This window comes from Leclercia sp. M-A074-M, assembly GCF_965195605.1.
Lineage (GTDB): Bacteria > Pseudomonadota > Gammaproteobacteria > Enterobacterales > Enterobacteriaceae > Enterobacter.
Genome location: NZ_CBDAHM010000002.1, coordinates 531,971 through 554,674, shown reverse-complemented (window position 1 = coordinate 554,674; position 22,704 = coordinate 531,971). Strand labels below are relative to the sequence as shown.

The 22,704-nt window shown below is 55.3% G+C and carries 20 protein-coding genes; 10 read left to right on the top strand and 10 right to left on the bottom strand.

Annotation, left to right across the window (positions count from 1 at the left end; translation table 11 throughout):
* Window positions 1-12 precede the first annotated feature (12 nt).
* Both aceE and pdhR read right to left on the bottom strand, forming a co-directional pair.
* Window positions 13-2,676, bottom strand: a complete 2,664-nt coding sequence (gene aceE / locus ACOKCT_RS06275) for a pyruvate dehydrogenase (acetyl-transferring), homodimeric type (RefSeq protein ID WP_103178292.1) — start codon at window positions 2,674-2,676, stop codon at window positions 13-15.
* A gap of 121 nt (window positions 2,677-2,797) precedes the next feature.
* Entirely contained in the window at window positions 2,798-3,562 is a 765-nt protein-coding gene (gene pdhR / locus ACOKCT_RS06270; RefSeq protein ID WP_039030352.1) for a pyruvate dehydrogenase complex transcriptional repressor PdhR, read from the bottom strand.
* Between the two features lie 538 nt (window positions 3,563-4,100).
* Here pdhR and aroP point away from each other — a divergent pair.
* From aroP to ACOKCT_RS06255, 3 genes are all read left to right on the top strand, one after another.
* Window positions 4,101-5,471: an aromatic amino acid transporter AroP gene (gene aroP, locus ACOKCT_RS06265; protein ID WP_420193283.1), complete on the top strand. Its 1,371-nt coding sequence runs from the start codon at window positions 4,101-4,103 to the stop codon at window positions 5,469-5,471.
* A 160-nt stretch (window positions 5,472-5,631) separates the two neighbouring features.
* Window positions 5,632-7,029: a glycoside-pentoside-hexuronide (GPH):cation symporter gene (locus ACOKCT_RS06260; RefSeq protein WP_420193282.1), complete on the top strand. Its 1,398-nt coding sequence runs from the start codon at window positions 5,632-5,634 to the stop codon at window positions 7,027-7,029.
* A gap of 10 nt (window positions 7,030-7,039) precedes the next feature.
* Window positions 7,040-7,990, top strand: coding sequence for a family 43 glycosylhydrolase (locus ACOKCT_RS06255; RefSeq protein WP_103178289.1), 951 nt, complete (start codon window positions 7,040-7,042; stop codon window positions 7,988-7,990).
* An 18-nt stretch (window positions 7,991-8,008) separates the two neighbouring features.
* Here the strand turns inward: ACOKCT_RS06255 and ampE are convergent, their stop codons facing one another.
* Both ampE and ampD read right to left on the bottom strand, forming a co-directional pair.
* Window positions 8,009-8,863, bottom strand: a complete 855-nt coding sequence (gene ampE, locus ACOKCT_RS06250) for a beta-lactamase regulator AmpE (protein WP_420193281.1) — start codon at window positions 8,861-8,863, stop codon at window positions 8,009-8,011.
* On the bottom strand, window positions 8,860-9,423 hold the full coding sequence (gene ampD / locus ACOKCT_RS06245) for a 1,6-anhydro-N-acetylmuramyl-L-alanine amidase AmpD (protein ID WP_180210889.1): 564 nt from the start codon (window positions 9,421-9,423) through the stop codon (window positions 8,860-8,862). Before ampD ends, ampE begins: the two co-directional genes overlap by 4 nt.
* Before the next feature lie 87 nt (window positions 9,424-9,510).
* On the opposite strand from ampD, the gene nadC reads away from it, so the two are divergent.
* The 4 genes from nadC (at window position 9,511) to hofC (ending at window position 13,608) form a co-directional block, all read left to right on the top strand.
* The gene (gene nadC, locus ACOKCT_RS06240) at window positions 9,511-10,404 is read left to right on the top strand and encodes a carboxylating nicotinate-nucleotide diphosphorylase (protein ID WP_103823262.1); all 894 of its coding nucleotides are present in this window, start codon (window positions 9,511-9,513) and stop codon (window positions 10,402-10,404) included.
* Window positions 10,405-10,587: 183 nt separating this feature from the next.
* The gene (ppdD, locus tag ACOKCT_RS06235; RefSeq protein ID WP_156653917.1) at window positions 10,588-11,040 is read left to right on the top strand and encodes a prepilin peptidase-dependent pilin; all 453 of its coding nucleotides are present in this window, start codon (window positions 10,588-10,590) and stop codon (window positions 11,038-11,040) included.
* Window positions 11,037-12,422 carry a type II secretion system protein GspE gene (gspE, locus tag ACOKCT_RS06230; RefSeq protein ID WP_103178284.1) on the top strand — a complete coding sequence of 462 codons (1,386 nt, stop codon included), beginning with the start codon at window positions 11,037-11,039 and terminating at the stop codon, window positions 12,420-12,422. The genes ppdD and gspE overlap by 4 nt, the downstream gene beginning before the upstream one ends.
* Window positions 12,412-13,608, top strand: coding sequence for a protein transport protein HofC (hofC, locus tag ACOKCT_RS06225; RefSeq protein ID WP_103178283.1), 1,197 nt, complete (start codon window positions 12,412-12,414; stop codon window positions 13,606-13,608). The genes gspE and hofC overlap by 11 nt, the downstream gene beginning before the upstream one ends.
* Window positions 13,609-13,639: 31 nt before the next feature.
* Here the strand turns inward: hofC and ACOKCT_RS06220 are convergent, their stop codons facing one another.
* A complete protein-coding gene (locus ACOKCT_RS06220) occupies window positions 13,640-14,683 on the bottom strand; it encodes a GMP reductase (RefSeq protein ID WP_103178282.1) in 1,044 nt (347 codons plus the stop codon).
* A 235-nt stretch (window positions 14,684-14,918) separates the two neighbouring features.
* On the opposite strand from ACOKCT_RS06220, the gene coaE reads away from it, so the two are divergent.
* From coaE to yacG, 3 genes are read left to right on the top strand one after another with little or no spacing between them, the layout of a single operon-like run.
* Entirely contained in the window at window positions 14,919-15,530 is a 612-nt protein-coding gene (gene coaE / locus ACOKCT_RS06215; protein WP_103178281.1) for a dephospho-CoA kinase, read from the top strand.
* The gene (gene zapD, locus ACOKCT_RS06210; protein WP_103178280.1) at window positions 15,530-16,273 is read left to right on the top strand and encodes a cell division protein ZapD; all 744 of its coding nucleotides are present in this window, start codon (window positions 15,530-15,532) and stop codon (window positions 16,271-16,273) included. Before coaE ends, zapD begins: the two co-directional genes overlap by 1 nt.
* Window positions 16,274-16,282: 9 nt before the next feature.
* A complete protein-coding gene (yacG, locus tag ACOKCT_RS06205) occupies window positions 16,283-16,477 on the top strand; it encodes a DNA gyrase inhibitor YacG (protein WP_103178279.1) in 195 nt (64 codons plus the stop codon).
* A 38-nt stretch (window positions 16,478-16,515) separates the two neighbouring features.
* Here yacG and mutT read toward each other — a convergent pair whose 3' ends face one another.
* The 5 genes from mutT to ftsZ all read right to left on the bottom strand — a co-directional run bounded on the left by mutT (window position 16,516) and on the right by ftsZ (window position 22,654).
* Window positions 16,516-16,905, bottom strand: coding sequence for an 8-oxo-dGTP diphosphatase MutT (mutT, locus tag ACOKCT_RS06200; protein WP_103178278.1), 390 nt, complete (start codon window positions 16,903-16,905; stop codon window positions 16,516-16,518).
* A 57-nt stretch (window positions 16,906-16,962) separates the two neighbouring features.
* Complete coding sequence (secA, locus tag ACOKCT_RS06195; RefSeq protein WP_103178277.1) at window positions 16,963-19,668, bottom strand: preprotein translocase subunit SecA; 2,706 nt, start codon at window positions 19,666-19,668, stop codon at window positions 16,963-16,965.
* Between the two features lie 60 nt (window positions 19,669-19,728).
* On the bottom strand, window positions 19,729-20,232 hold the full coding sequence (gene secM / locus ACOKCT_RS06190; RefSeq protein WP_139156317.1) for a secA translation cis-regulator SecM: 504 nt from the start codon (window positions 20,230-20,232) through the stop codon (window positions 19,729-19,731).
* Window positions 20,233-20,483: 251 nt separating this feature from the next.
* Window positions 20,484-21,401, bottom strand: coding sequence for a UDP-3-O-acyl-N-acetylglucosamine deacetylase (gene lpxC / locus ACOKCT_RS06185; protein WP_103178276.1), 918 nt, complete (start codon window positions 21,399-21,401; stop codon window positions 20,484-20,486).
* 101 nt (window positions 21,402-21,502) lie between these two features.
* Window positions 21,503-22,654, bottom strand: coding sequence for a cell division protein FtsZ (gene ftsZ, locus ACOKCT_RS06180; RefSeq protein WP_103178275.1), 1,152 nt, complete (start codon window positions 22,652-22,654; stop codon window positions 21,503-21,505).
* Window positions 22,655-22,704: the final 50 nt, after the last annotated feature.

Sequence of the window (22,704 nt, the reverse complement as noted above, 5' to 3'; positions counted from 1 at the left end):
TTCTTTTACCTCTTACGCCAGACGCGGGTTAACTTTTTCTGCATCGATGTTGAATTTGGTAATTGCGTCCGCAACCACTTTCTTATCGATTTCGCCACGTTTAGCCAGTTCGCCCAGGGCTGCTACAACCACGTAAGAAGCATCAACTTCGAAGTGGTGACGCAGGTTTTCGCGGCTGTCAGAACGACCGAAGCCGTCAGTACCCAGTACGCGATAATCATCAGCTGGAACGTAAGTACGAACCTGCTCTGCGAACAGTTTCATGTAGTCAGTAGATGCTACGGCCGGAGCGTCGTTCATCACCTGAGCGATGTACGGAACGCGCGGAGTTTCCAGCGGGTGCAGCATGTTCCAGCGCTCACAATCCTGGCCATCACGCGCCAGTTCAGTGAAGGAGGTTACGCTGTACACGTCGGAGCCCACACCGTAGTCTTTCGCCAGGATCTGCGCTGCTTCACGGACGTGACGCAGGATAGAACCGGAGCCCAGCAGCTGAACTTTACCTTTGCTACCTTCAACGGTTTCGAGTTTGTAGATACCTTTACGGATACCTTCCTCGGCACCTTCCGGCATGGCCGGCATGTGGTAGTTTTCGTTCAGGGTGGTGATGTAGTAGTAAATGTTCTCTTGCGCTTCACCGTACATGCGCTGCAGACCGTCATGCATGATGACTGCCACTTCGTACGCGTAAGACGGATCGTAAGAGATACAGTTCGGGATAGTCAGAGACTGAATGTGGCTGTGACCATCTTCGTGCTGCAGACCTTCGCCGTTCAGGGTCGTACGACCGGAAGTACCACCGATCAGGAAGCCGCGAGCCTGCTGGTCGCCTGCCTGCCAGCACAGGTCGCCGATACGCTGGAACCCGAACATGGAGTAGTAGATGTAGAACGGGATCATCGGCAGGTTGTTGGTGCTGTAGGAGGTCGCAGCAGCCAGCCAGGATGCGCCTGCGCCCAGCTCGTTGATACCTTCCTGCAGGATCTGGCCTTTCTCGTCTTCTTTGTAGTATGCAACCTGCTCACGGTCCTGCGGGGTGTACTGCTGGCCGTTCGGGCTGTAGATACCGATCTGACGGAACAGACCTTCCATACCGAAGGTACGCGCTTCGTCCGCGATGATTGGCACCAGACGATCTTTGATCGACTTGTTCTTCAGCATCACGTTCAGGGCACGCACGAAGGCGATAGTGGTAGAGATCTCTTTGTTCTGCTCTTCCAGCAGCTGAGAGAAGTCTTCCAGCGCTGGGAGTTCCAGTTTCTCAGTGAAGTTCACCTGACGGGACGGCAGGTAGCCGTTCAGTTTCTGACGCTGCGCGTGCAGATAGGTGTGCTCTTCAGAACCTTCCGGGAAGGTGATGTAAGAGAGGTTTTCAACCTGCTCGTCGGTCACTGGAACGTTGAAACGGTCGCGGATATAACGCACGCCGTCCATGTTCATTTTCTTAACCTGGTGCGCGATGTTTTTACCTTCGGCAGTGTCACCCATGCCATAACCTTTAACGGTATGAGCCAGGATGACGGTTGCTTTACCTTTGGTTTCCTGCGCTTTTTTCAGTGCAGCGTAGACTTTCTTCGGATCGTGACCACCACGGTTCAGGGCCCAGATCTGCTCGTCAGTCCAGTCTGCAACCAGGGCTGCGGTTTCAGGATATTTACCGAAGAAGTGCTCACGAACATAGGCACCGTCTTTGGATTTGAAGGTCTGGTAGTCGCCGTCAACGGTTTCGTTCATCAGCTGGATCAGCTTACCGCTGGTATCTTTACGCAGCAGCTCGTCCCAACGACCGCCCCACATCACTTTAATAACGTTCCAGCCAGCACCTGCGAAGATGCCTTCCAGTTCGTTGATGATCTTGCCGTTACCGGTTACCGGACCATCCAGACGCTGCAGGTTACAGTTGATGATGAAGCAGAGGTTGTCCAGCTTCTCACGGGTCGCGATGGTGATCGCGCCTTTGGATTCTGGCTCATCCATCTCGCCGTCGCCCAGGAAGGCGTAAACGGTCTGCTGAGAGGTATCTTTCAGGCCACGATGTTCCAGATATTTCAGGAATTTAGCCTGGTAGATCGCACCGATTGGGCCCAGACCCATGGAAACGGTCGGGAACTGCCAGAATTCTGGCATCAGTTTCGGGTGCGGATAGGAGGAGAGACCTTTACCGTGAACTTCCTGACGGAAGTTGTTCATCTGCTCTTCAGTCAGACGACCTTCCAGGAACGCACGTGCGTAGACGCCCGGAGAGATGTGGCCCTGGAAGTAGACCAGGTCGCCGCCGTCTTTCTCGGTGCGCGCGCGGAAGAAGTGGTTAAAGCACACTTCATAAACGGTTGCAGAGGACTGGAAGGATGCCATGTGGCCACCCAGCTCCAGATCTTTTTTGGATGCGCGCAGAACGGTCATGATGGCGTTCCAGCGGATTGCAGAACGGATACGGCGTTCCAGATCCAGATTGCCCGGATATTCCGGTTCGTCTTCAACGGCAATCGTGTTTACGTAGTTGTTAGCCCCTGCACCTGCAGCTACTTTCACGCCGCCTTTGCGGGCTTCAGAAAGCATCTGTTCAATCAGATACTGAGCGCGCTCAACACCTTCTTCACGGATGACCGATTCGATCGCCTGTTGCCAGTCGCGAGTTTCGATCGGATCCACGTCATTTTGGAGACGTTCTGACATGGGGGTATTCCTTATCTATCTAATACGTTGATTTGTCTGGAACCTGTCCCATTGCATTTTCGCCAGAAAACGCAATAAGACAGGTTCTGCGTTTAGTTGCCGCGCTCTAAAAAACTGGCGCTTAATCCTTTCGTTGCTGTATGCGGCGTAATGAACGTTCGCGACGCGACTGTTCACGGCTGCGGTCCAGCAAGATTTCCTCAATGAAAGCCAGGTGACGGTGCGACGCTTCACGCGCCTGCTCCGGCTCCCCGGCCATTATCGCCTCGAATATTCGGGTGCGATGGTTGCTGACCAGCGGAAGCATCTCCCGGCGGGCATACAACAATTCAAAATTCTGACGAACGTTCTGGGCAAGCATTGGCTCCATGCAGCGTAGCAGATGGAGGAGCACCACGTTGTGGGCCGCTTCAGTGACGGCGATTTGATACTGGACGACGGCGTCGGACTCGGCGTCGAGATCGCCGGATTCCTGAGCCCGTTCGATGGCCTGATGCAGTTCGCGGATGCGCTCGCGATCGGCATCATTGCTGCGCAGCGCCGCGTAATAAGCCGCGATGCCTTCAAGCGCGTGACGGGTCTCAAGCAGATCAAACTGGGATTCTGGGTGGTCGGAGAGCAGCTCCACTAACGGGTCGCTGAAACTCTGCCACAGGCTGTTTTGCACAAAGGTTCCGCCCCCCTGGCGACGAAGCAGCAGGCCCTTGGCTTCAAGGCGTTGGATCGCCTCACGCAGCGAGGGACGGGAAACGTCGAACTGTTTAGCCAGTTCGCGTTCAGGTGGTAGTTTTTCACCGGGGCGCAGGGTCCCCTCAAGGATCAAAAACTCCAGCTGCTGCTCAATCACATCGGATAATTTTGGTTGGCGAATTTTGCTGTAGGCCATATTCCCTGTCTTACGCCTTTTTGCCCGGAGTCAATTGGTCTTACCAATTTCATGTTCGTATCGCTAAAGTAACAAAGTATTCACCTTGTGTCCATATTGGTTTTGATTGAAATCATTAAACCCTGCTTATTTTAACAACCTTACAGAAATAACGTTTCAAAAATGTAACTCTGCACAAATGAATTGATTACCCCGAAAGAGGCAGTTTTAACTTTATTGAAACGGTGAAAAGTGCGATCTGAACCGATTTAGCGGAGTAAAAAATGAAATTCTGCCCACTTATGGCGCATTTTTATTCTATAGGTTGATAAAGGGAATTAAACGGGACGATTTACAAATGCTTTCTTTTTATTCGAACTCGCTTTCTCCTCGCATAAAGCAGGTGCATTCGCCGTCGCTTACCACTATTCTTCCGAATACGGAAGACACAGCCGGTTATTTCAGCCAATTGAACCGTAAACTAATAAATACATGAAATGGAATTTCATAATTACACACGCCAGAGCGTGAACATAACAACCACACACGAGGTTTTATAATGGAAGGTCAACAGCACGGCGATCAGCTAAAGCGCGGCCTTAAAAACCGCCATATCCAGCTTATTGCCCTCGGTGGTGCGATCGGTACCGGCCTGTTTCTGGGTAGCGCATCGGTTATTCAGTCTGCCGGGCCGGGTATTATTCTGGGCTATGCCATTGCCGGTTTTATCGCATTCCTTATTATGCGTCAGTTGGGCGAGATGGTGGTTGAAGAACCGGTAGCCGGTTCCTTCAGCCATTTTGCTTATAAATATTGGGGCAGTTTTGCCGGCTTCGCGTCCGGCTGGAACTACTGGGTCCTCTATGTTCTTGTCGCGATGGCGGAACTGACCGCGGTCGGTAAATATATCCAGTTCTGGTGGCCTGAAATCCCAACCTGGGCCTCAGCGGCAGTCTTCTTTGTGGTCATCAACGCCATTAACCTGACCAACGTGAAAGTGTTCGGCGAGATGGAGTTCTGGTTTGCCATTATTAAAGTTATCGCCGTTGTGGCGATGATCCTGTTCGGCGGCTGGCTGCTCTTCAGCGGCAATGGCGGCCCGCAGGCAAGCGTCAGCAACCTGTGGGATCAGGGCGGCTTCCTGCCGCACGGCATGACCGGACTGGTGATGATGATGGCGATCATCATGTTCTCCTTCGGGGGGCTGGAGCTGGTGGGTATCACCGCCGCGGAAGCAGACAACCCGGAGCAGAGCATCCCGAAAGCGACCAACCAGGTTATCTACCGTATCCTGATCTTCTATGTGGGCTCGCTGGCCGTGCTGCTCTCCCTGCTGCCATGGACCCGCGTCACCGCAGATACCAGCCCGTTTGTCCTCATCTTCCACGAGCTGGGCGACACTTTAGTAGCGAACGCGCTGAACGTAGTAGTACTGACCGCGGCGCTGTCGGTTTACAACAGCTGCGTCTACTGCAACAGCCGTATGCTGTTCGGCCTGGCCCAGCAGGGTAACGCCCCGAAAGCGCTGCTCTCTGTGGATAAACGTGGCGTACCGGTGAACACCATCCTGGTGTCGGCTGTGGTGACCGCACTCTGCGTGCTCATCAACTACCTGGCGCCGGAATCGGCCTTCGGCCTGCTGATGGCGCTGGTGGTCTCTGCCCTGGTGATCAACTGGGCGATGATTAGCCTGGCGCACATGAAGTTCCGTCGTGCCAAGCAGCAGCAGGGCGTGAAAACACGTTTCCCTGCCCTGCTCTACCCGCTGGGTAACTGGGTTTGCCTGCTGTTCATGGCCGCCGTACTGGTTATTATGCTGATGACCCCAGGCATGGCCATTTCGGTCTACCTGCTCCCGGTATGGATTGTGATCCTCGGGGTGGGCTACATGTGTAAGCAGAAAAATGCTAAAACGGTAAAAGCGCACTAATCCTCTCCCCTCTGCGTCCTCCCGGACGCAGAGGGTTGTTACCTTCCTCACACTTTCCCTTCAACAGCAATTTTATCCATATCAGCGACGTTATATTGCAACGCATATTTTCCTTTGCCAGCGAATAATTCTCTCCATACCGCTACTCGGAGAAACGTCGATGGATAACAATAAATTATCAGTGAAAGAAAAGATCGGCTATGGGATGGGTGATGCCGGGTGCAACATCATCTTTGGCGCCATCATGTTGTTTGTGAATTATTTTTATACGGATATTTTTGGCCTGGCACCGGCCCTGGTGGGCGTACTGCTGCTCTCGGTACGCGTAATTGATGCCGTTACCGACCCGATTATGGGGGCTATTGCCGACCGTACCCGCAGTAAGTATGGGCGATTTCGTCCATGGCTGCTGTGGATCGCCTTCCCCTATGCGCTCTTCAGCATCCTGATGTTCACCACCCCGGACTGGACCTACAACAGCAAAGTTATCTATGCCTTCGTCACCTACTTCCTGCTCTCTCTGACCTATACGGCGATTAACATTCCCTACTGCTCGTTGGGCGGGGTGATCACCAACGATCCTAAAGAGCGTGTTGCCTGCCAGTCCTACCGCTTTGTGCTGGTGGGTATTGCCACGCTGCTGCTGTCGCTGACGCTGCTGCCGATGGCCGACTGGTTCGGCGGCGAGGACAAAGCCAAAGGTTATCAGATGGCCATGACCGTGCTGGCGCTGATTGGCACCTGCATGTTCCTGTTCTGCTTCGCCACGGTGCGCGAACGTGTGCGCCCGGCGGTACAGACCCATGACGAACTGAAAAACGATCTGAAAGATGTCTGGAAGAACGACCAGTGGGTGCGCATCCTGCTGCTGACCCTGTGTAACGTCTGCCCTGGCTTTATCCGCATGGCGGCCACCATGTATTACGTCACCTGGGTGATGGGCCAAAGCACCCACTTTGCGACCCTGTTTATCAGCCTGGGTGTGGTGGGCATGATGCTCGGCAGCGTTATGGCAAAAGTGCTGACCGACCGCTGGTGTAAACTGAAGGTCTTCTTCTGGACCAACATTGCGCTGGCGATCTTCTCCTGCGCCTTCTATTTCTTCGATCCAAAAGCCACCGTGACCATTGTGGTGCTCTACTTCCTGCTGAACATCCTGCGCCAGATCCCATCCCCGCTGCACTGGTCCCTGATGGCCGACGTGGATGACTACGGCGAATGGAAAACCGGGAAACGTATCACCGGGATCAGCTTCTCCGGCAATATCTTCTTCCTCAAGCTGGGTCTGGCCATTGCCGGTGCCATGGTGGGCTTCCTGCTCTCTTGGTACGGTTATGATGCCGGCGCAAAAGCGCAAAGCGCTGACGCCATCAACGGTATCGTCCTGCTCTTCACCGTTATCCCTGGCATCGGATACCTCATTACCGCAGGCGTGGTGCGTCTGCTGAAGGTCGACCGCGAAACGATGAAGCGGATCCAGGAAGACCTGGAGAAGCGTCGCAATAACTACCGCGAGCTGAACGAGTATCAGGAACTCAGCGCCGCTGAGACGAAATAAGGAGAGCCGAATGCAAACCTGGCCAAACCCGTTTATTGAACAACGCGCCGATCCGTACATTCTTCATCATGAAGGGCAGTACTACTTTATTGCCTCGGTTCCGGAGTATGACCGGCTGGCAATCCGCCGCGCCGACTCGCTGGAAGGGCTGCGCAGCGCACAAGAGGTCGTGGTCTGGCATAAGCCCGACAGCGGCCCGATGGGTAATCTGATCTGGGCCCCGGAACTGCATGCTATCGACGGCAAATGGTACATCTACTTCGCGGCGGCCCACACCCAGGCGCTGGACGAGCTGGGCATGTTCCAGCACCGGATGTATGCCCTGGAGTGCGCCGACAGCGACCCGCTCACCGGCAAATGGGTAGAGAAGGGGCAGATCAAAACGCACTTTGATACCTTTGCGCTGGATGCCACCACCTTTGTCCATCAGGGTAAACGCTGGTATCTCTGGGCGCAAAAAGCCCCGGATATCACCGGTAACTCGAACCTTTATCTGTGCGAAATGGAAAACCCATGGACGCTCAAAGGCGATCCGGTGATGCTCAGCAAACCGGAATATGACTGGGAGTGCCGCGGTTTCTGGGTCAACGAAGGTCCGGCGGTGCTGTTCCACGGCGATCGGCTATTTATCAGCTACTCCGCCAGCGCCACCGATGAAAACTACTGCATGGGACTGCTCTGGATCGACCTCAATGCTGACCCACGTAACCCGGCGAACTGGCATAAATCCCCGCAGCCGGTGTTCACCACCAGCTACGAGAATCGCCAGTACGGACCGGGACATAACAGCTTTACCCAAACGCCGGAGGGGGAAGACGTGCTGGTTTACCATGCGCGCAACTACACCGAAATCGAAGGCGATCCGCTGTACGATCCAAACCGCCACACCCGCCTGAAAACCGTAAACTGGAACGAAAACGGGATGCCCGATTTCGGCATCCCGTCAGCTGATACACTCTGAAGCCTGCGGCGCGCTGGTTTAGATCAGCGTGCCGTAGATGGTCAGCAGCGCCACAATCACCACCACCACAAAAGAGGTTTTCTTAGCCATCGAGACCGCCGCTTTCGGCGTTGCGATCTTATCCGTGTGCGGCTCGAGGGCCAGGGAGAACTGGGCCAGACGTGTTAACACCAGATATTGCGAGGTGTGGCGATCGCCCAGCGAGGCGAACCATGCCGGCAGGGCTTTCTCGCCGTGGCCGATCAGGGCATACACCACGCCGAACAGCCGCACCGGCAGCCAGTCCACCACGTGCAGGATCGCATCGATACCAGACTGCAACCGCTCGTGCGGGGTCAGATAACGTGCCAGCCAGCTCTGCCAGGCGCGTAAAAACGCATAGCCCATCAGCAGAACCGGGCCCCACGCGCCGCCCACCACAAACCAGAACAACGGCGCCAGATAGAAGCGGTAGTTAATCCACAGCAGCGCATTCTGCAGTTCGCGTAAAAACTCGCGTTCATCGCACTCCGGCGGAATACCGTGAATTAAGGTCAGCTCGCTGGCCATCGCCCCACGGGCATGCAGGTCACCGTTAGTGGCCGCCTTCAGGTAGGCATGGTAGTGCAGACGAACCTTACCTGCGCCAATACAGAGTACACCGAGCAGGATCCACACCACCAGCAGCGGCACGTTGAAGAAGAGGCCATATAGCGACCGCAGCAACAGGAATACCACCACCATCACGCCCGCCGTCATCAGCAGTGTGCGAATCATGGAAAAGTGGCGGATGCGACGAAACAGCACTTCCATCCGATGATCCAGATGCCAGTGCTCGCCCAGCTTAAACAAACGCTCGGCAATCAACACCAGCAGCATGGTAAATAACGTCATGTCATCTCCTTTTCTGACAGGGCGGTAAGCAGGGTTTTGAATCGTTCCCAGTCAAACGCCGGGCCGGGATCGGTCTTGCGCTGCGGCGCAATATCGCTGTGCCCAGTCACGTTGTGGGCGATAGCCGGGTAGAGTGAAATCAGCGTGCGCGTTACCGCAGCCAGTTGCTGATATTGGGCATCGGTGTAGGGCAGCGTATCTGTCCCTTCGAGCTCAATACCGATGGAAAAATCGTTGCAGCGTTCACGCCCCTGATACTGAGAAACGCCCGCATGCCAGGCGCGTTTATCGAAAGGAACATACTGGACGATCTCGCCGTCACGACGAATCAGACAATGGGCAGAAACGCGCAGGTGGGCAATTTCTGCGAAAAAGGGGTGAGCATCGGGATCGATTGTCCCGGTGAATAACGCGTCAATCCACGGGCCGCCGAACTCGCCGGGCGGCAGGCTGATGTTATGCACAACCAGCAGCGACGGGATTTCATCCTCTGGACGGCAATCATGGTGTGGCGAAGGAACACGCCGAGCCTCCACCAGCCAGCCATGTTCTGAGTGCATGCAGGATCTCCTTATATATGGTGCTGATTCCCGGTTCAGAGTAGCATGTTTCAATCTTATGATTCGTTACCAATTTGGAGTTTTAACATGCCGCCACGCCGCTACAACCCCGACCACAGACGTAACGTACTGCTGGAACGTATAAATATGGATATTCCGGCAAGCGTCGCCAATGCGCTGCGCGAAGATCTGGGTGGAGACGTCAACGCAGACAACGACATTACCGCCCAGCTGCTGGCGGAGGATGCCCGTTCCCATGCGGTTGTCATCACCCGTGAGGATGGCGTTTTCTGTGGCAAACGTTGGGTGGAAGAGGTCTTTACGCAACTGGCCGGGGATGGCGTACAGGTGACGTGGCATGTCGAAGATGGCGACAGCATTGTGGCTAACCAGCCGCTCTTTGAACTGGAAGGGCCATCGCGCGTCCTGCTCACCGGTGAACGCACCGCGCTGAACTTTGTCCAGACGCTCTCGGGCGTGGCAAGCGAAGTGCGCCGCTACGTCAACCTGCTGGAAGGCACAAACACCCAGCTGTTGGATACGCGCAAAACCCTGCCCGGCCTGCGTACCGCGCTGAAATATGCCGTGCTGTGCGGCGGCGGCGCCAACCATCGCCTGGGGTTGTCCGATGCCTTCCTGATTAAAGAGAACCACATTATCGCCTCCGGCTCCGTTCGCCAGGCGGTAGAAAAAGCCTTCTGGCTGCACCCGGATGTGCCGGTCGAAGTAGAAGTAGAAAGCCTGCAGGAACTGGAAGACGCCCTGAAAGCGGGTGCCGACATCATCATGCTGGATAACTTCGAAACTGAGCAGATGCGTGAAGCCGTGAAGCGTACCAATGGTCAGGCCCGTCTCGAGGTCTCTGGCAACGTGACGCGTGAAACCTTACGTGAATTTGCCGAAACCGGCGTCGATTTCATCTCCGTTGGCGCACTGACTAAACACATTCGCGCCCTCGATCTGTCGATGCGCTTTCGCTAGCTGACTTCAGCCCGGTCTGCCGAGGCCGGGCTCCCCCGATTTCCGACCCTTCTCGCAACCCCCTTGTATCACGCTGTAACATCAACACTCCTCGCTGAATCCTGCTTCCCAAAATGATTTTTGCCGCTCGCCCCTGCTCTGCCGTGCTGCCACAGTAGCGCCAGTTCACACAAGGAGCGACTCATGGAAAGACAAAAAGGATTTACCCTCATCGAGCTAATGGTCGTCATCGGCATCGTCGCCATTCTTAGCGCCATCGGCATTCCGGCCTATCAGAACTACCTGCGAAAAGCCGCCCTCACTGACATGCTGCAAACCTTCCTGCCCTACCGTACCGCCGTCGAACTCTGCGCGCTCGATCATGGCGGGACAGAAAGCTGCGACGCGGGCGTCAACGGCGTTCCCTCCCCTGCCACCTCCCGCTATGTCTCAGCCATGAGCATTGTCAAGGGTACCGTTACCCTGACGGGTCAGGAGAGCCTGAACGGTCTGGAGGTCGTGATGACGCCGCAATGGAATAACGGCAACGGCATCACCGGCTGGACGCGCGTTTGCACCATTGCCAACGACAGCGCGCTGAAGCAGGCCTGTGAAGAGGTGTTCCGCTTTACGGCTGGCGAGGAGAACGTGCAATGAATTCTGACCAGCTCACCGCGCTGTGTCAGCGTCACAACGCTTTGTTGCTGACCAGCGCCCCGGACAGCATCACGATTGCCGTGGTGGGTAACCCGCCTGTTGGGCTGCTGGAGGCGTTACGTTTCGCGACGCAGAAAAGGATAGATATCGAATGCTGGACCAGCGAGAGAATGGAAAAGCACCGGCAAACCGCGTCAGACTCGCATCTGCCTGTGGCCGCCATCTCAACCCGCTCCGCCATTGAGATCCTCAACCGCACCCTGATGCAGGCGATGAGCCAGCGGGCATCGGATATTCACATCGAGCCCGCCGACGAGAGCTGGCAGATCCGGTTACGCATCGACGGCGTGTTGTATCCGCAACAGCCTCTTTCGTCCGAACTGGGCACTACGCTGATCGCCAGGCTGAAGGTGCTGGGCAATCTGGATATCGCCGAGCGGCGCTTACCCCAGGATGGACAATTTACGGTTGAGCTCTCCGGCGCCCCCGTCTCGTTTCGAATTGCCACGCTTCCCTGTCGCAATGGAGAAAAAATCGTGCTGCGGCTTTTGCAGCAGGAGCAGCAGGCGCTCCTGCTGGATCAGCTGGGCATGAGCACCATCCAGCAGCGATTATTCGCCGAAGCGCTGCATAAATCCCAGGGGCTGATTCTGGTGACGGGCCCCACCGGCAGCGGTAAAACCGTTACCCTTTACAGCGCGTTACAGGCCCGGAATACGCCCGCTGTGAACATCTGCAGCGTAGAAGATCCTGTCGAAATCCCGCTCGAGGGGCTAAACCAGACCCCCATAAACCCCCGGGCGGGGTTAACCTTCCAGAGCGTATTGCGTGCATTTCTACGCCAGGATCCAGACATCATCATGGTGGGCGAAATACGTGATGGCGAAACGGCCGGGATCGCGATCAATGCCGCCCAGACTGGCCATCTTGTGCTGTCGACGCTGCATACCAACTCTACCGCCGAAACGCTGGTTCGCCTGCAGCAGATGGGCGTGGCGCGCTGGATGATCTCTTCGGCATTGTCTCTGGTGATCGCCCAGCGGCTGGTACGTCGGCTGTGCCCGCACTGTCGTCAGGAGGCCCGCCGGGATGCCCCCCTGCCCCAGGCGTTGTGGCCTCGCCCTTTGCCGCACTGGCTGCCGGTGGGTTGCGACCGCTGCTACCACGGTTTTTATGGCCGGGTGGCAATCTTCGAGGTGATGGTAATCACCCGCGAGCTGCGCACCGCCATTGCCAGCGGAGCGTCGGTGGAAGAGATCGAAAAGCTGGCCCGACAGACGGGTATGACCACGCTGTTTGAGCATGGCTGCATGGCGGTAGAACAGGGGCACACCACCCTCGAAGAGCTGGTGCAGATGCTGGGCGCGCCCGATGGCAGGTAATCAACTCTGGCGCTGGCGGGCACTCAGCCCGCAGGGGGAGCGGCAGGCGGGCGCGCTTTGGGCACCCGACAAACAAACGGCATGGGCTATCCTGCATGGCAAAGCGCTCGTTCCCCTGGAACTCAGGCGATGCGTGCAACAGACACGGTGGCAGGCGCAGCATCGCTACGACATTATCCATCAGCTGGCGACATTGCTACAGGCGGGGTTAACCCTGTCGGCAGGGCTGGCGCTTCTGGCGCAGCAGCACCCGGCCAGACAATGGCAGGCGTTGTTGCAAAGCGTCGCCGACGATCTCAGTGCCGGGTGTGCCTTCTCTGACGCCCTGAAAAAATGGCCGCATGTTTTTCCGCCGCTTTATGTTTCGATGATCAAAACCGGGGAGCTGACCGGCAAGCTGGACGAATGTTGTCGCCAGCTCGCGCAGCAGCAAAAAACCCAGCAACAACTCAGCGCAAAGGTAATAAAAGCGCTGCGTTATCCGGTAATCATTCTCGGTCTGGCTTTCGCCGTAGTGCTGGCGATGGTGACGCTCGTGCTGCCGGAGTTTGCCGCTATCTATAAAACCTTTAACACCCCGTTACCTGCCCTGACGCGGGCAGTGATGGGGCTGGCAAACGTGCTTCAGGAGCGGGGGGCGGCGCTACTGTTCAGTCTTATAGCGATAACATCCGGCCTGCTGTTTCTTCGCCGCAAACGACGATGGCGATATGCCACCCAGCGTCTGCTGCTGAATAGCCCGGTGATTGGTCCGCTGGTACGGGGGCAAAAGCTCAGCCAGATATTCACCGTTCTCTCGCTCACGCAACAGGCGGGCATCGCCTTTATACAAGGGCTGGAAAGTACGGAGGAGACGCTGGAGTGCCCCTTCTGGCAGGAGAAATTACAGGCGATACGGCATCGCATTATGCAGGGGTTGCCCATCTGGTCAGCCCTGAATGAGGCAGAAATTTTTACGCCACTCTGCATTCAGCTGGTACGCACAGGCGAAGCATCGGGCGCGCTGGACACCATGCTGAGCAACCTGGCGCAGCATCATAATGAGCAGACCTTTCAGCAGGCCGACAATTTAGCCTCACTGCTGGAGCCAGTACTGCTGATTGTGACGGGATTGATTATCGGCACGCTGGTGGTCGCGATGTATCTACCGATTTTCCATCTGGGGGATGCGATGAGTGCGGGATAACGCTGGCGCGAAAACGCGCCAGCGAGAAGCATTACAGGCTGTTGAAAACGCGGTTTTCCTGCTCCTGAACGCGGATAAAGGTCGTGCGCTTGGTCAGCTCTTTCAGGCGGGACGCCCCCACATAGGTACATGCTGAACGCAGGCCACCCAGGATATCACGCGCGGTATTTTCAACCGGGCCACGCAGAGGCAGCTTAACGGTTTTACCTTCAGCGGCACGATACTGCGCAACACCACCCACGTGGCGGTTCATGGCCGATTCAGAGCTCATGCCGTAGAACAGCATGAATTTTTCACCGTTTTCTTCAACAACGGTACCGCCGCTCTCTTCGTGGCCAGCCAGCATACCGCCCAGCATCACGAAGTCTGCGCCGCCGCCGAATGCTTTTGCCACGTCGCCCGGCATGGTGCATCCACCGTCACTGATGATCTGACCACCCAGACCGTGGGCTGCGTCAGCACACTCGATCACTGCTGACAGCTGCGGATAACCAACGCCGGTTTTAACGCGCGTGGTGCAGACAGAACCCGGACCAATCCCCACTTTCACGATATCTGCCCCGGAGAGGATCAGCTCTTCACACATTTCACCGGTAACCACGTTACCTGCAATAATGGTTTTGGTCGGCCAGGCCTGACGCGCCTTGCTGACGAACTGAACGAAGTGTTCAGAATAACCATTCGCAACATCAATACAGATGAAGTTAAGGTTTGGGTTAGCAATCAGGATCTGTTTCGTTTTTTCGAAATCGGCATCAGAGGTGCCGGTAGAGACCATCACGTGCTTCAGCACGTTTTCAGATACGGAGCCTGCAAACGCATTCCACTCTTCCACGCTGTAGTGCTTGTGTACAGCGGTCAGAATGTCGAAGGAAGCCAGCGCTTTTGCCATCGCAAACGTTCCGACGGTATCCATGTTAGCGGCGATAACAGGTACGCCAGACCAGGTCTGACCGGAATGCTTAAAGGTGAATTGACGTTCAAGTTCAACGTCGGAGCGACTTTTCAGAGTAGAACGTTTAGGGCGGATAAGAACGTCTTTGAAACCTAACTTCAAATCTTCTTCGATACGCATTTGCGGATTCCTGGGGTACTGGGGTAAATGTCGAAAAACGTAACACACAACTCCAGTGACGCTATCATACGCACTAATACCTGTTGCGCAAGACTGCGAAAATCACTTTTTTTACGCTACAATCCTATAAATTTACCTGGTAAAAAGTACGTAAGCAGGGCTTAATCTTCGCTGATAAAAGATTAAATCTTAAGCAATTGATATCAATAATGAATATTTCCCAGGATTTTATTTAATGGGGTACATCGTTGCATTAACGGGAGGCATTGGCAGTGGCAAAAGCACTGTGGCTGACGCCTTCTCTCGTCTGGGTATCACGATAATTGATGCCGACATCCTTGCCCGCCAGGTGGTAGAGCCAGGTACACCCGCACTACGCGCTATTGCAGACCATTTCGGCAGCGACATTATCGAGCCTGACGGCACCCTTAATCGTCGAATGCTGCGCGAACGCATTTTCACGCATCCTGAAGAGAAAGCCTGGCTTAACGCCCTGCTTCACCCGCTTATCCAGCAGGAGACGCAGAAACAGATAGCACACGCGACTTCACCCTATGTGCTCTGGGTTGTCCCGCTTCTTGTGGAAAATAATCTCCATGACAAAGCGGACCGGGTACTGGTTGTGGATGTCTCTCCGGCAACACAAATTCAGCGCACCATCGCCCGTGATAACGTCGGGCGTGAACATGCGGAACAAATTCTTGCCGCGCAGGCCACGCGTGAAGCGCGCCTGGCCGTCGCGGATGATGTGATTGATAATAACGGCTCACCGGATGCCATTGCATCGGATGTGGCTCGCCTGCATCAGCAATATCTGGCGCAGGCCGTTTTACAGGAAAAAGCCTAATGCACACCCATGTTCTTTTCGAGCATCCCCTCAATGAAAAAATGCGCACCTGGCTGCGCATCGAATTTTTGATCCAGCAGCTTTCCGGCCTGCTTCCGGTTCATGACCACACCACGGCGCTGCACTTTTTCCGCAACGTGAGCGATCTGCTGGATGTGTTAGAGCGTGGCGAAGTCCGCACAGAATTACTGAAAGAGCTGGAGCGCCAGCAGCGTAAACTGCAGGCCTGGGCAGAAGTGCCGGGGGTGGATAACAGCCGCATCGACAGCCTGCGCCAGCAGCTGAAAAACAGCAGCGGCGTATTAATGGCGGCGCCGCGTATCGGCCAGTTTTTGCGTGAAGACCGCCTGGTCGCCCTGGTGCGTCAGCGTCTGAGCATTCCCGGCGGCTGCTGCAGTTTCGATTTACCGACCTTGCATATCTGGCTGCATATGCCGCAGGAACAGCGCGATATGCAGGTGCAAAGCTGGCTGAACAGCCTTGAGCCGCTGAACCAGGCGCTGTCGCTGATCCTGGATTTAATCCGCAATTCAGCGCCATTCCGCAAGCAAACCAGCCTGAATGGTTTTTATCAGGATAACGGTGAAGATGCGGATCTCCTGCGCCTGCAGCTCTCCCTTGCCGATCAGCTTTACCCGCAAATTTCAGGCCATAAGAGCCGCTTTGCGATCCGTTTCATGCCGCTCGACAGTGAACATGGTCTGGTGCCGGAACGCCTCGACTTTGAACTGGCGTGCTGCTAAGGAGTTAAGATGTCTGAAGTCACCACCGTGAACTGCCCCACCTGTGGCAAGCCCGTTGTCTGGGGCGAACAGAGCCCGTTCCGCCCTTTTTGCAGCAAGCGCTGCCAGCTAATCGATCTGGGCGAGTGGGCTGCGGAAGAGAAACGCATTCCAAGCTCAGGCGATATGTCCGACAGCGATGACTGGAGCGAAGAGCAGCAGTAATGTCCCCATGGCCTGCCGGCACCTCGCTCGCAGGCCAGTCAGTCCGCCACTAAACGCGCAATGACAGGCGCATTTGCCGGTGGGAATTTATCGGCATCCAGCGCGTTCAGCGTCACCCAGTTTCCAGGCTGTCCCTCTTTGCCCCAGGGTTCCCCCTCCCAGTTTTCCACCAGCCAGAACCACAGCGTGATATGGCGATCGGGAAAGGTATATTCCAGTTTATCGAACAGGGTCGCACCGCGCGGCGTGATGCCCACCTCTTCCTGAAGCTCGCGGATAAGCGCCTGTTCCGGCGTCTCGCCGGACTCAATCTTACCGCCAGGAAACTCCCACTTATTCGCCATGTGCGCATCGGCCGCACGCTGGGTAATAAAGATTTGGTTATCGGAATTACGAATGATCCCGACAGCGATTTGCAGTATTTTCATTGTCTTGCATCCATAAAAAAGGCGCAGATATCTGCGCCTTTTACGTGTTTTACAGGCTTAGCTCAGACGGCCATGGCACTGTTTGTATTTTTTACCGGAACCGCACGGGCACGGATCGTTACGACCGACCTTACGATCACCGGACTGCGCGGCAATTGCGGCGGCGGCGGCTTCTTCGTCGTCCTGATGGCTAAGCTGCTGCATCTGAGCCAGACGCTCCGCTTCTTCACGACGCTGCTGTTCCATCTCTTCCACTTCTTCCGGCATGCGCACCTGGACTTTGCTCAGGGTGCTGATCACTTCGTACTTCAGTGATTCAAGCATAGAGGCAAACATCGCAAAGGATTCACGCTTGTACTCCTGCTTCGGATCTTTTTGCGCATAGCCACGCAGGTGAATACCCTGACGCAGATAGTCCATCGCTGCCAGGTGCTCTTTCCACAGGGAGTCCAGGGTTTGCAGCATCACGCCTTTTTCGAAATGACGCATCATCTCAGCGCCAACCACCTCTTCCTTACGCTTATAGACCTCAAGGGCGTTAGCGAAAATACGCTCGCGCAGGGTCTCTTCATGCAGCTCCGGCTCTTTATCCAGCCACTCCTGAATCGGCAGATCCAGGTCGAAGTCGTTTTTCAGACGCGCCTGCAGACCTTCAACATCCCACATCTCTTCCAGAGATTGCGGTGGAATATGGTTATCGATAGTCGCTTTGAAGACATCTTCGCGAATGCTGTTAATGGTTTCGCTCACGTCGGAAACGTCCAGCAGTTCGTTACGCTGGGTGTAGATAGCGCGACGCTGGTCGTTGGCCACATCATCATACTCAAGCAGCTGCTTACGAATATCGAAGTTACGGCTTTCCACTTTACGCTGGGCGTTGGCGATGGCTTTGGTCACCCACGGGTGTTCAATCGCTTCGCCCGGTTTCATACCCAGTTTACGCATCATGCCCGACACACGGTCAGAGGCGAAAATACGCATCAACGCATCTTCCATCGACAGATAGAAGCGTGAAGAACCGGCATCACCCTGACGACCCGCACGGCCACGCAGCTGGTTGTCAATACGACGGGATTCGTGACGTTCCGTACCGATGATGTGCAGACCGCCCGCAGCCAGAACCGCATCGTGACGAACCTGCCAGTCGGCTTTGATCTGCGCGATCTGTTCCGGGGTTGGGTTTTCCAGCGCAGCCACTTCAGCCTGCCAGCTACCGCCCAGCATGATGTCGGTACCACGACCCGCCATGTTGGTGGCGATGGTCACGGCTGCCGGATAGCCCGCCTGGGCAACGATATCGGCCTCTTTAGCGTGGAACTTGGCGTTCAGGACGTTGTGTTTGATCCCGGCTTTGGTCAGCTCATTGGAGACCACTTCCGATTTTTCGATGGAGATAGTCCCCACCAGAACCGGCTGGCCTGCGGCGGTACGGTCGCGAATATCTTCGATGATGGCCTGAATTTTTTCCGCTTCGGTCATGTAGACCAGGTCCGGCATATCCTTACGGATCATTGGACGGTTGGTTGGAACGACTACGGTATCCAGCTTATAGATGGAGCTGAATTCGAAGGCTTCGGTATCCGCCGTACCGGTCATCCCTGCCAGCTTCTCGTACAGACGGAAGTAGTTCTGGAAGGTAATGGATGCCAGCGTCTGGTTCTCGTTCTGGATATCGACATTTTCTTTGGCTTCAACGGCCTGATGCAGACCGTCGGACCAGCGACGACCCTGCATGGTACGGCCGGTATGTTCGTCGACGATAATAACTTCGCCATCCTTAACGATGTAGTCCACGTCACGGGTAAACAACACGTGGGCGCGCAGGGCGGCAGTGACGTGGTGCATCAGCATGATATTGCCTGGGGAATAGAGTGACTCGCCCTCTTCCATAATGCCCTGGGCAACCAGCAGCTCTTCGATCTGCACCAGACCGCGCTCGGTCAGGTTCACCTGGCGGGCTTTTTCATCAACGGAGAAGTGACCTTCACCCTGGAAGGTGTCGGAGTCCTCTTTTTCCTGACGGATCAGGTGCGGAATGATTTTATCGACTTTGCGATACATCTCGGAGCTGTCTTCAGCCGGACCAGAGATGATCAGCGGCGTACGCGCTTCGTCGATCAGAATGGAGTCCACCTCATCCACCAGCGCATAGTGCAGCTTACGCTGGACGCGCTCTTCCGGGCTGAAGGCCATGTTGTCACGCAGGTAGTCAAAGCCGTATTCGTTGTTGGTCCCGTAGGTGATGTCGGCGTTATAGGCTTCGCGTTTCGCAGGGGCCGGCAAACCAGACATGTTGATCCCGACGGTCATACCGAGGAATTCGAACAGTGGACGGTTGTTTTCGGCATCACGCTGCGCCAGATAGTCGTTGACGGTAACCACGTGCACACCTTTACCCGACAGGGCGTTAAGGTAGGCAGGCAGGGTTGCGGTCAGGGTTTTACCTTCACCGGTACGCATCTCAGCGATGCAGCGGTCGTTCAGCACCATCCCGCCCAGCAGCTGCACGTCGAAATGACGCATGCCAAACACGCGCTTACTCGCTTCACGCACCACGGCGAACGCTTCCGGGATCAGGCTTTCAACGGTTTCACCTTTTTCAAGGCGGGCACGGAATTCAGCGGTTTTGGCTTTCAGCTCTTCATCAGAGAGTTTTTCCATCGCCGGCTCAAGGCTGTTGATGACGCTGACGGCTTTGCGCATGCGGCGCAGGGTACGATCGTTACGACTACCGAAAACTTTTGTTAGTAATTTGATTAACATAATAAATTCTCAAACGCCCCATGATGGGCAGTTAAATTAAGGTATTGAACAACGGTTAATTTAGCTGAGGCGTTGAGGTCCGGCGCGGATGCCCTGCACCTGGCTAATCCAGGCGGACACAGAGAAAGCGGTTTGTGGATAAAGTGTGGCAAGCGCGACCTGACGGACAATAACCGGCGGCTTGCTTTGCTGCGTAAGCAGCGTGGTGAGTGTATCGAGCAGCGCCAGATGGTGCGCCTGTACCGGTAAAGGCTCTTCGACAACAGGTAACGCCTGCGGCGCCATGGCAAAGGAGAGATGCCGGATGACGGTACGAATCGCATGCTGATGCCAGTAATCCACCGTGAAATTGGGTCGGCGGTTCGCTTCCAGCAGGGCGAGATTCGTGAAATTGACCCGCGTGCTCAGATCGTGGCGGGTGGTGGTGGTCTTTGCCGGATTTGCGGTTTCGGTGTTACTGCTGAGCGCGGGCAGGCCAAGACTCGCCGCGACCATCCCCAGAAGGAGATGCGGCCAGAAGTAACGTCTGCCAAATTGTCGCCAGCGCGTCAGAATTCCGCTCAATTGCCCCACCACAAGTAAGTGAACCTTCAGGCTCACCGTATGATTTTTATATTTTCGCGCCCAGATAGTAACACTAAAGCCGGGTTGCAGCAGCAGTAATGCGCCACAGAGGAGGTTAAAAATGGTGATGAAATCAGCAAACGAGCCATTGACTACAGCAATACGGGGAAGATAAAAACAAAAACGACTGGTCTTCCTGGCCGGAGAGAGTGCCAGGTCAACCAGTCGAATTTACATAACGGAATTTACCGTTACGCCAGAACCGTGCTCGGTGCTTTGAATGCCAGAGGCAGTTCAGCTTCGTCTTCGAAGGTCACATATTCCCAGGCTTCCTGTTTTGCCAGAACAGCCTGCAACAATTTGTTGTTCAGTGCGTGACCGGATTTATACGCGGTAAACGCACCAATGATGTTGTGACCACACATGAACAGGTCGCCGATCGCATCCAGCATTTTGTGACGAACGAATTCGTCTTCAAAACGCAGGCCGTCTTCGTTCAGTACGCGATAATCGTCAACAACGATGGCACAATCGAAGCTGCCGCCCAGGCACAGGCCGCGGGACTGCAGATATTCGATATCACGCATGAAACCAAACGTACGCGCTCGACTGATCTGACGCATAAACGCATCAGCAGAGAAGTTCATCGCATAGCGCTGGGTGCTGGAATCAATCGCCGGATGGTTGAAGTCGATGGTGAAATCCAACGAAAAACCATTAAACGGCTTGAATTCAGCCCATTTGTCGCCATCCTGGACACGAACGGTCTCTTTGATACGTACGAATTTCTTCGCACTGTTCAGTTCTTCGATGCCGGCGTCCAACAACAGGTAGACGAACGGTGCAGCACTGCCATCCATAATCGGGATTTCCGGCGCATCGACTTCAACAATAATGTTGTCGATACCCAGACCCGCCAGGGCGGCATTCAGGTGCTCTACGGTAGAGATCCGCACGTCATGCTCATTCACCAGGCAAGTACAGAGCATGGTATCACGCACAGATTTGGCATCAGCCGGGAAATCTACCGGTGGATTCAAGTCGGTGCGACGATAGATGACCCCGGTATTGGCCGGCGCAGGGCGCAACGTCAGGGTGACTTTCTTGCCGGTATGTAAACCGACACCTGTCGCCTGAACGATACGTTTTAATGTCCTTTGTTTGATCATCGTATAATCTCGCCAAGTTACTTATCCAACCGAGAGTGTACATCACTATCGGGCGGCCAGTTTAGCACAAAGAGCGTAAATTCCCTAATTCCAGCTAATTCTTAATCAGCTTGTTTACGCAGGAATGCTGGAATGTCCAGATAATCCGGCTCTTTCTGCGTTTGTGGCGTATTGTCATTCACCACCTTAGCTGCGGGTTTCTGCTCCTGGGTCAATGGTGCCATGCCGTGCGGCTGGTAGCGATCCATCACCGGCTGCTGTGCAGTTTTGTTGGTCACCAGGGTGATCTCAGGACGTTTGTCCATACCGATACCGGTCGCAACAACCGTTACGCGCAGCTCATCGTTCATTTCCGGATCAAGGGAAGTACCGATTACCACGGTTGCGTTATCAGAGGCGAACGCACGAATGGTGTTACCCACGGTTTCGAACTCATCCAGACGCAGGTCGAAGCCCGCAGTGATGTTAACCAGCACGCCGCGCGCGCCAGACAGATCGATATCTTCCAGCAGCGGAGAAGAGATCGCCATTTCAGCGGCTTCTTCTGCACGGTCTTCACCTTTCGCCACGCCGGAACCCATCATCGCGTAGCCCATTTCGGACATCACGGTGCGCACGTCAGCAAAGTCGACGTTCATCAGGCCTGGACGGGTGATCAGCTCGGCGATACCCTGGACTGCGCCTTTCAGAACATCGTTCGCCGCGCCAAAAGCGTCCAGCAGAGAGATGCCACGACCCAGCACTTTCAGCAGTTTGTCGTTTGGAATAGTGATCAGCGAGTCCACATGCTTGGACAGCTCGGTGATACCCTGCTCTGCAAACGCCATACGCTTCTTGCCTTCAAAGTTGAAAGGCTTGGTCACAACGGCAACAGTCAGGATACCTAAATCTTTAGCCACTTCAGCAACAACTGGCGCAGCACCGGTTCCGGTACCACCGCCCATGCCTGCGGCAATAAACACCATGTCTGCACCATCAAGTGCCGCACGCAGTGCTTCACGATCTTCTTCTGCAGCGTTACGGCCGACTTCCGGGTTTGCCCCAGCGCCCAGCCCTTTGGTGATGCCGCCGCCGATCTGAATTGTCTGGCCAACAGCCGTCTTACGCAGTGCCTGCGCATCGGTGTTCACCGCGAAGAATTCAACGCCTTCGATGCGCTCGCGCACCATGTGCTCTACCGCATTACCGCCGCCGCCACCGACGCCGATGACTTTAATCACCGCGTCGTTGGTCAGTTCCATAGGTTCAAACATAGTTTCTCTCCGTTTTGTGCCTGTCGCCTGAAACCGTTAATTCTCTCCGG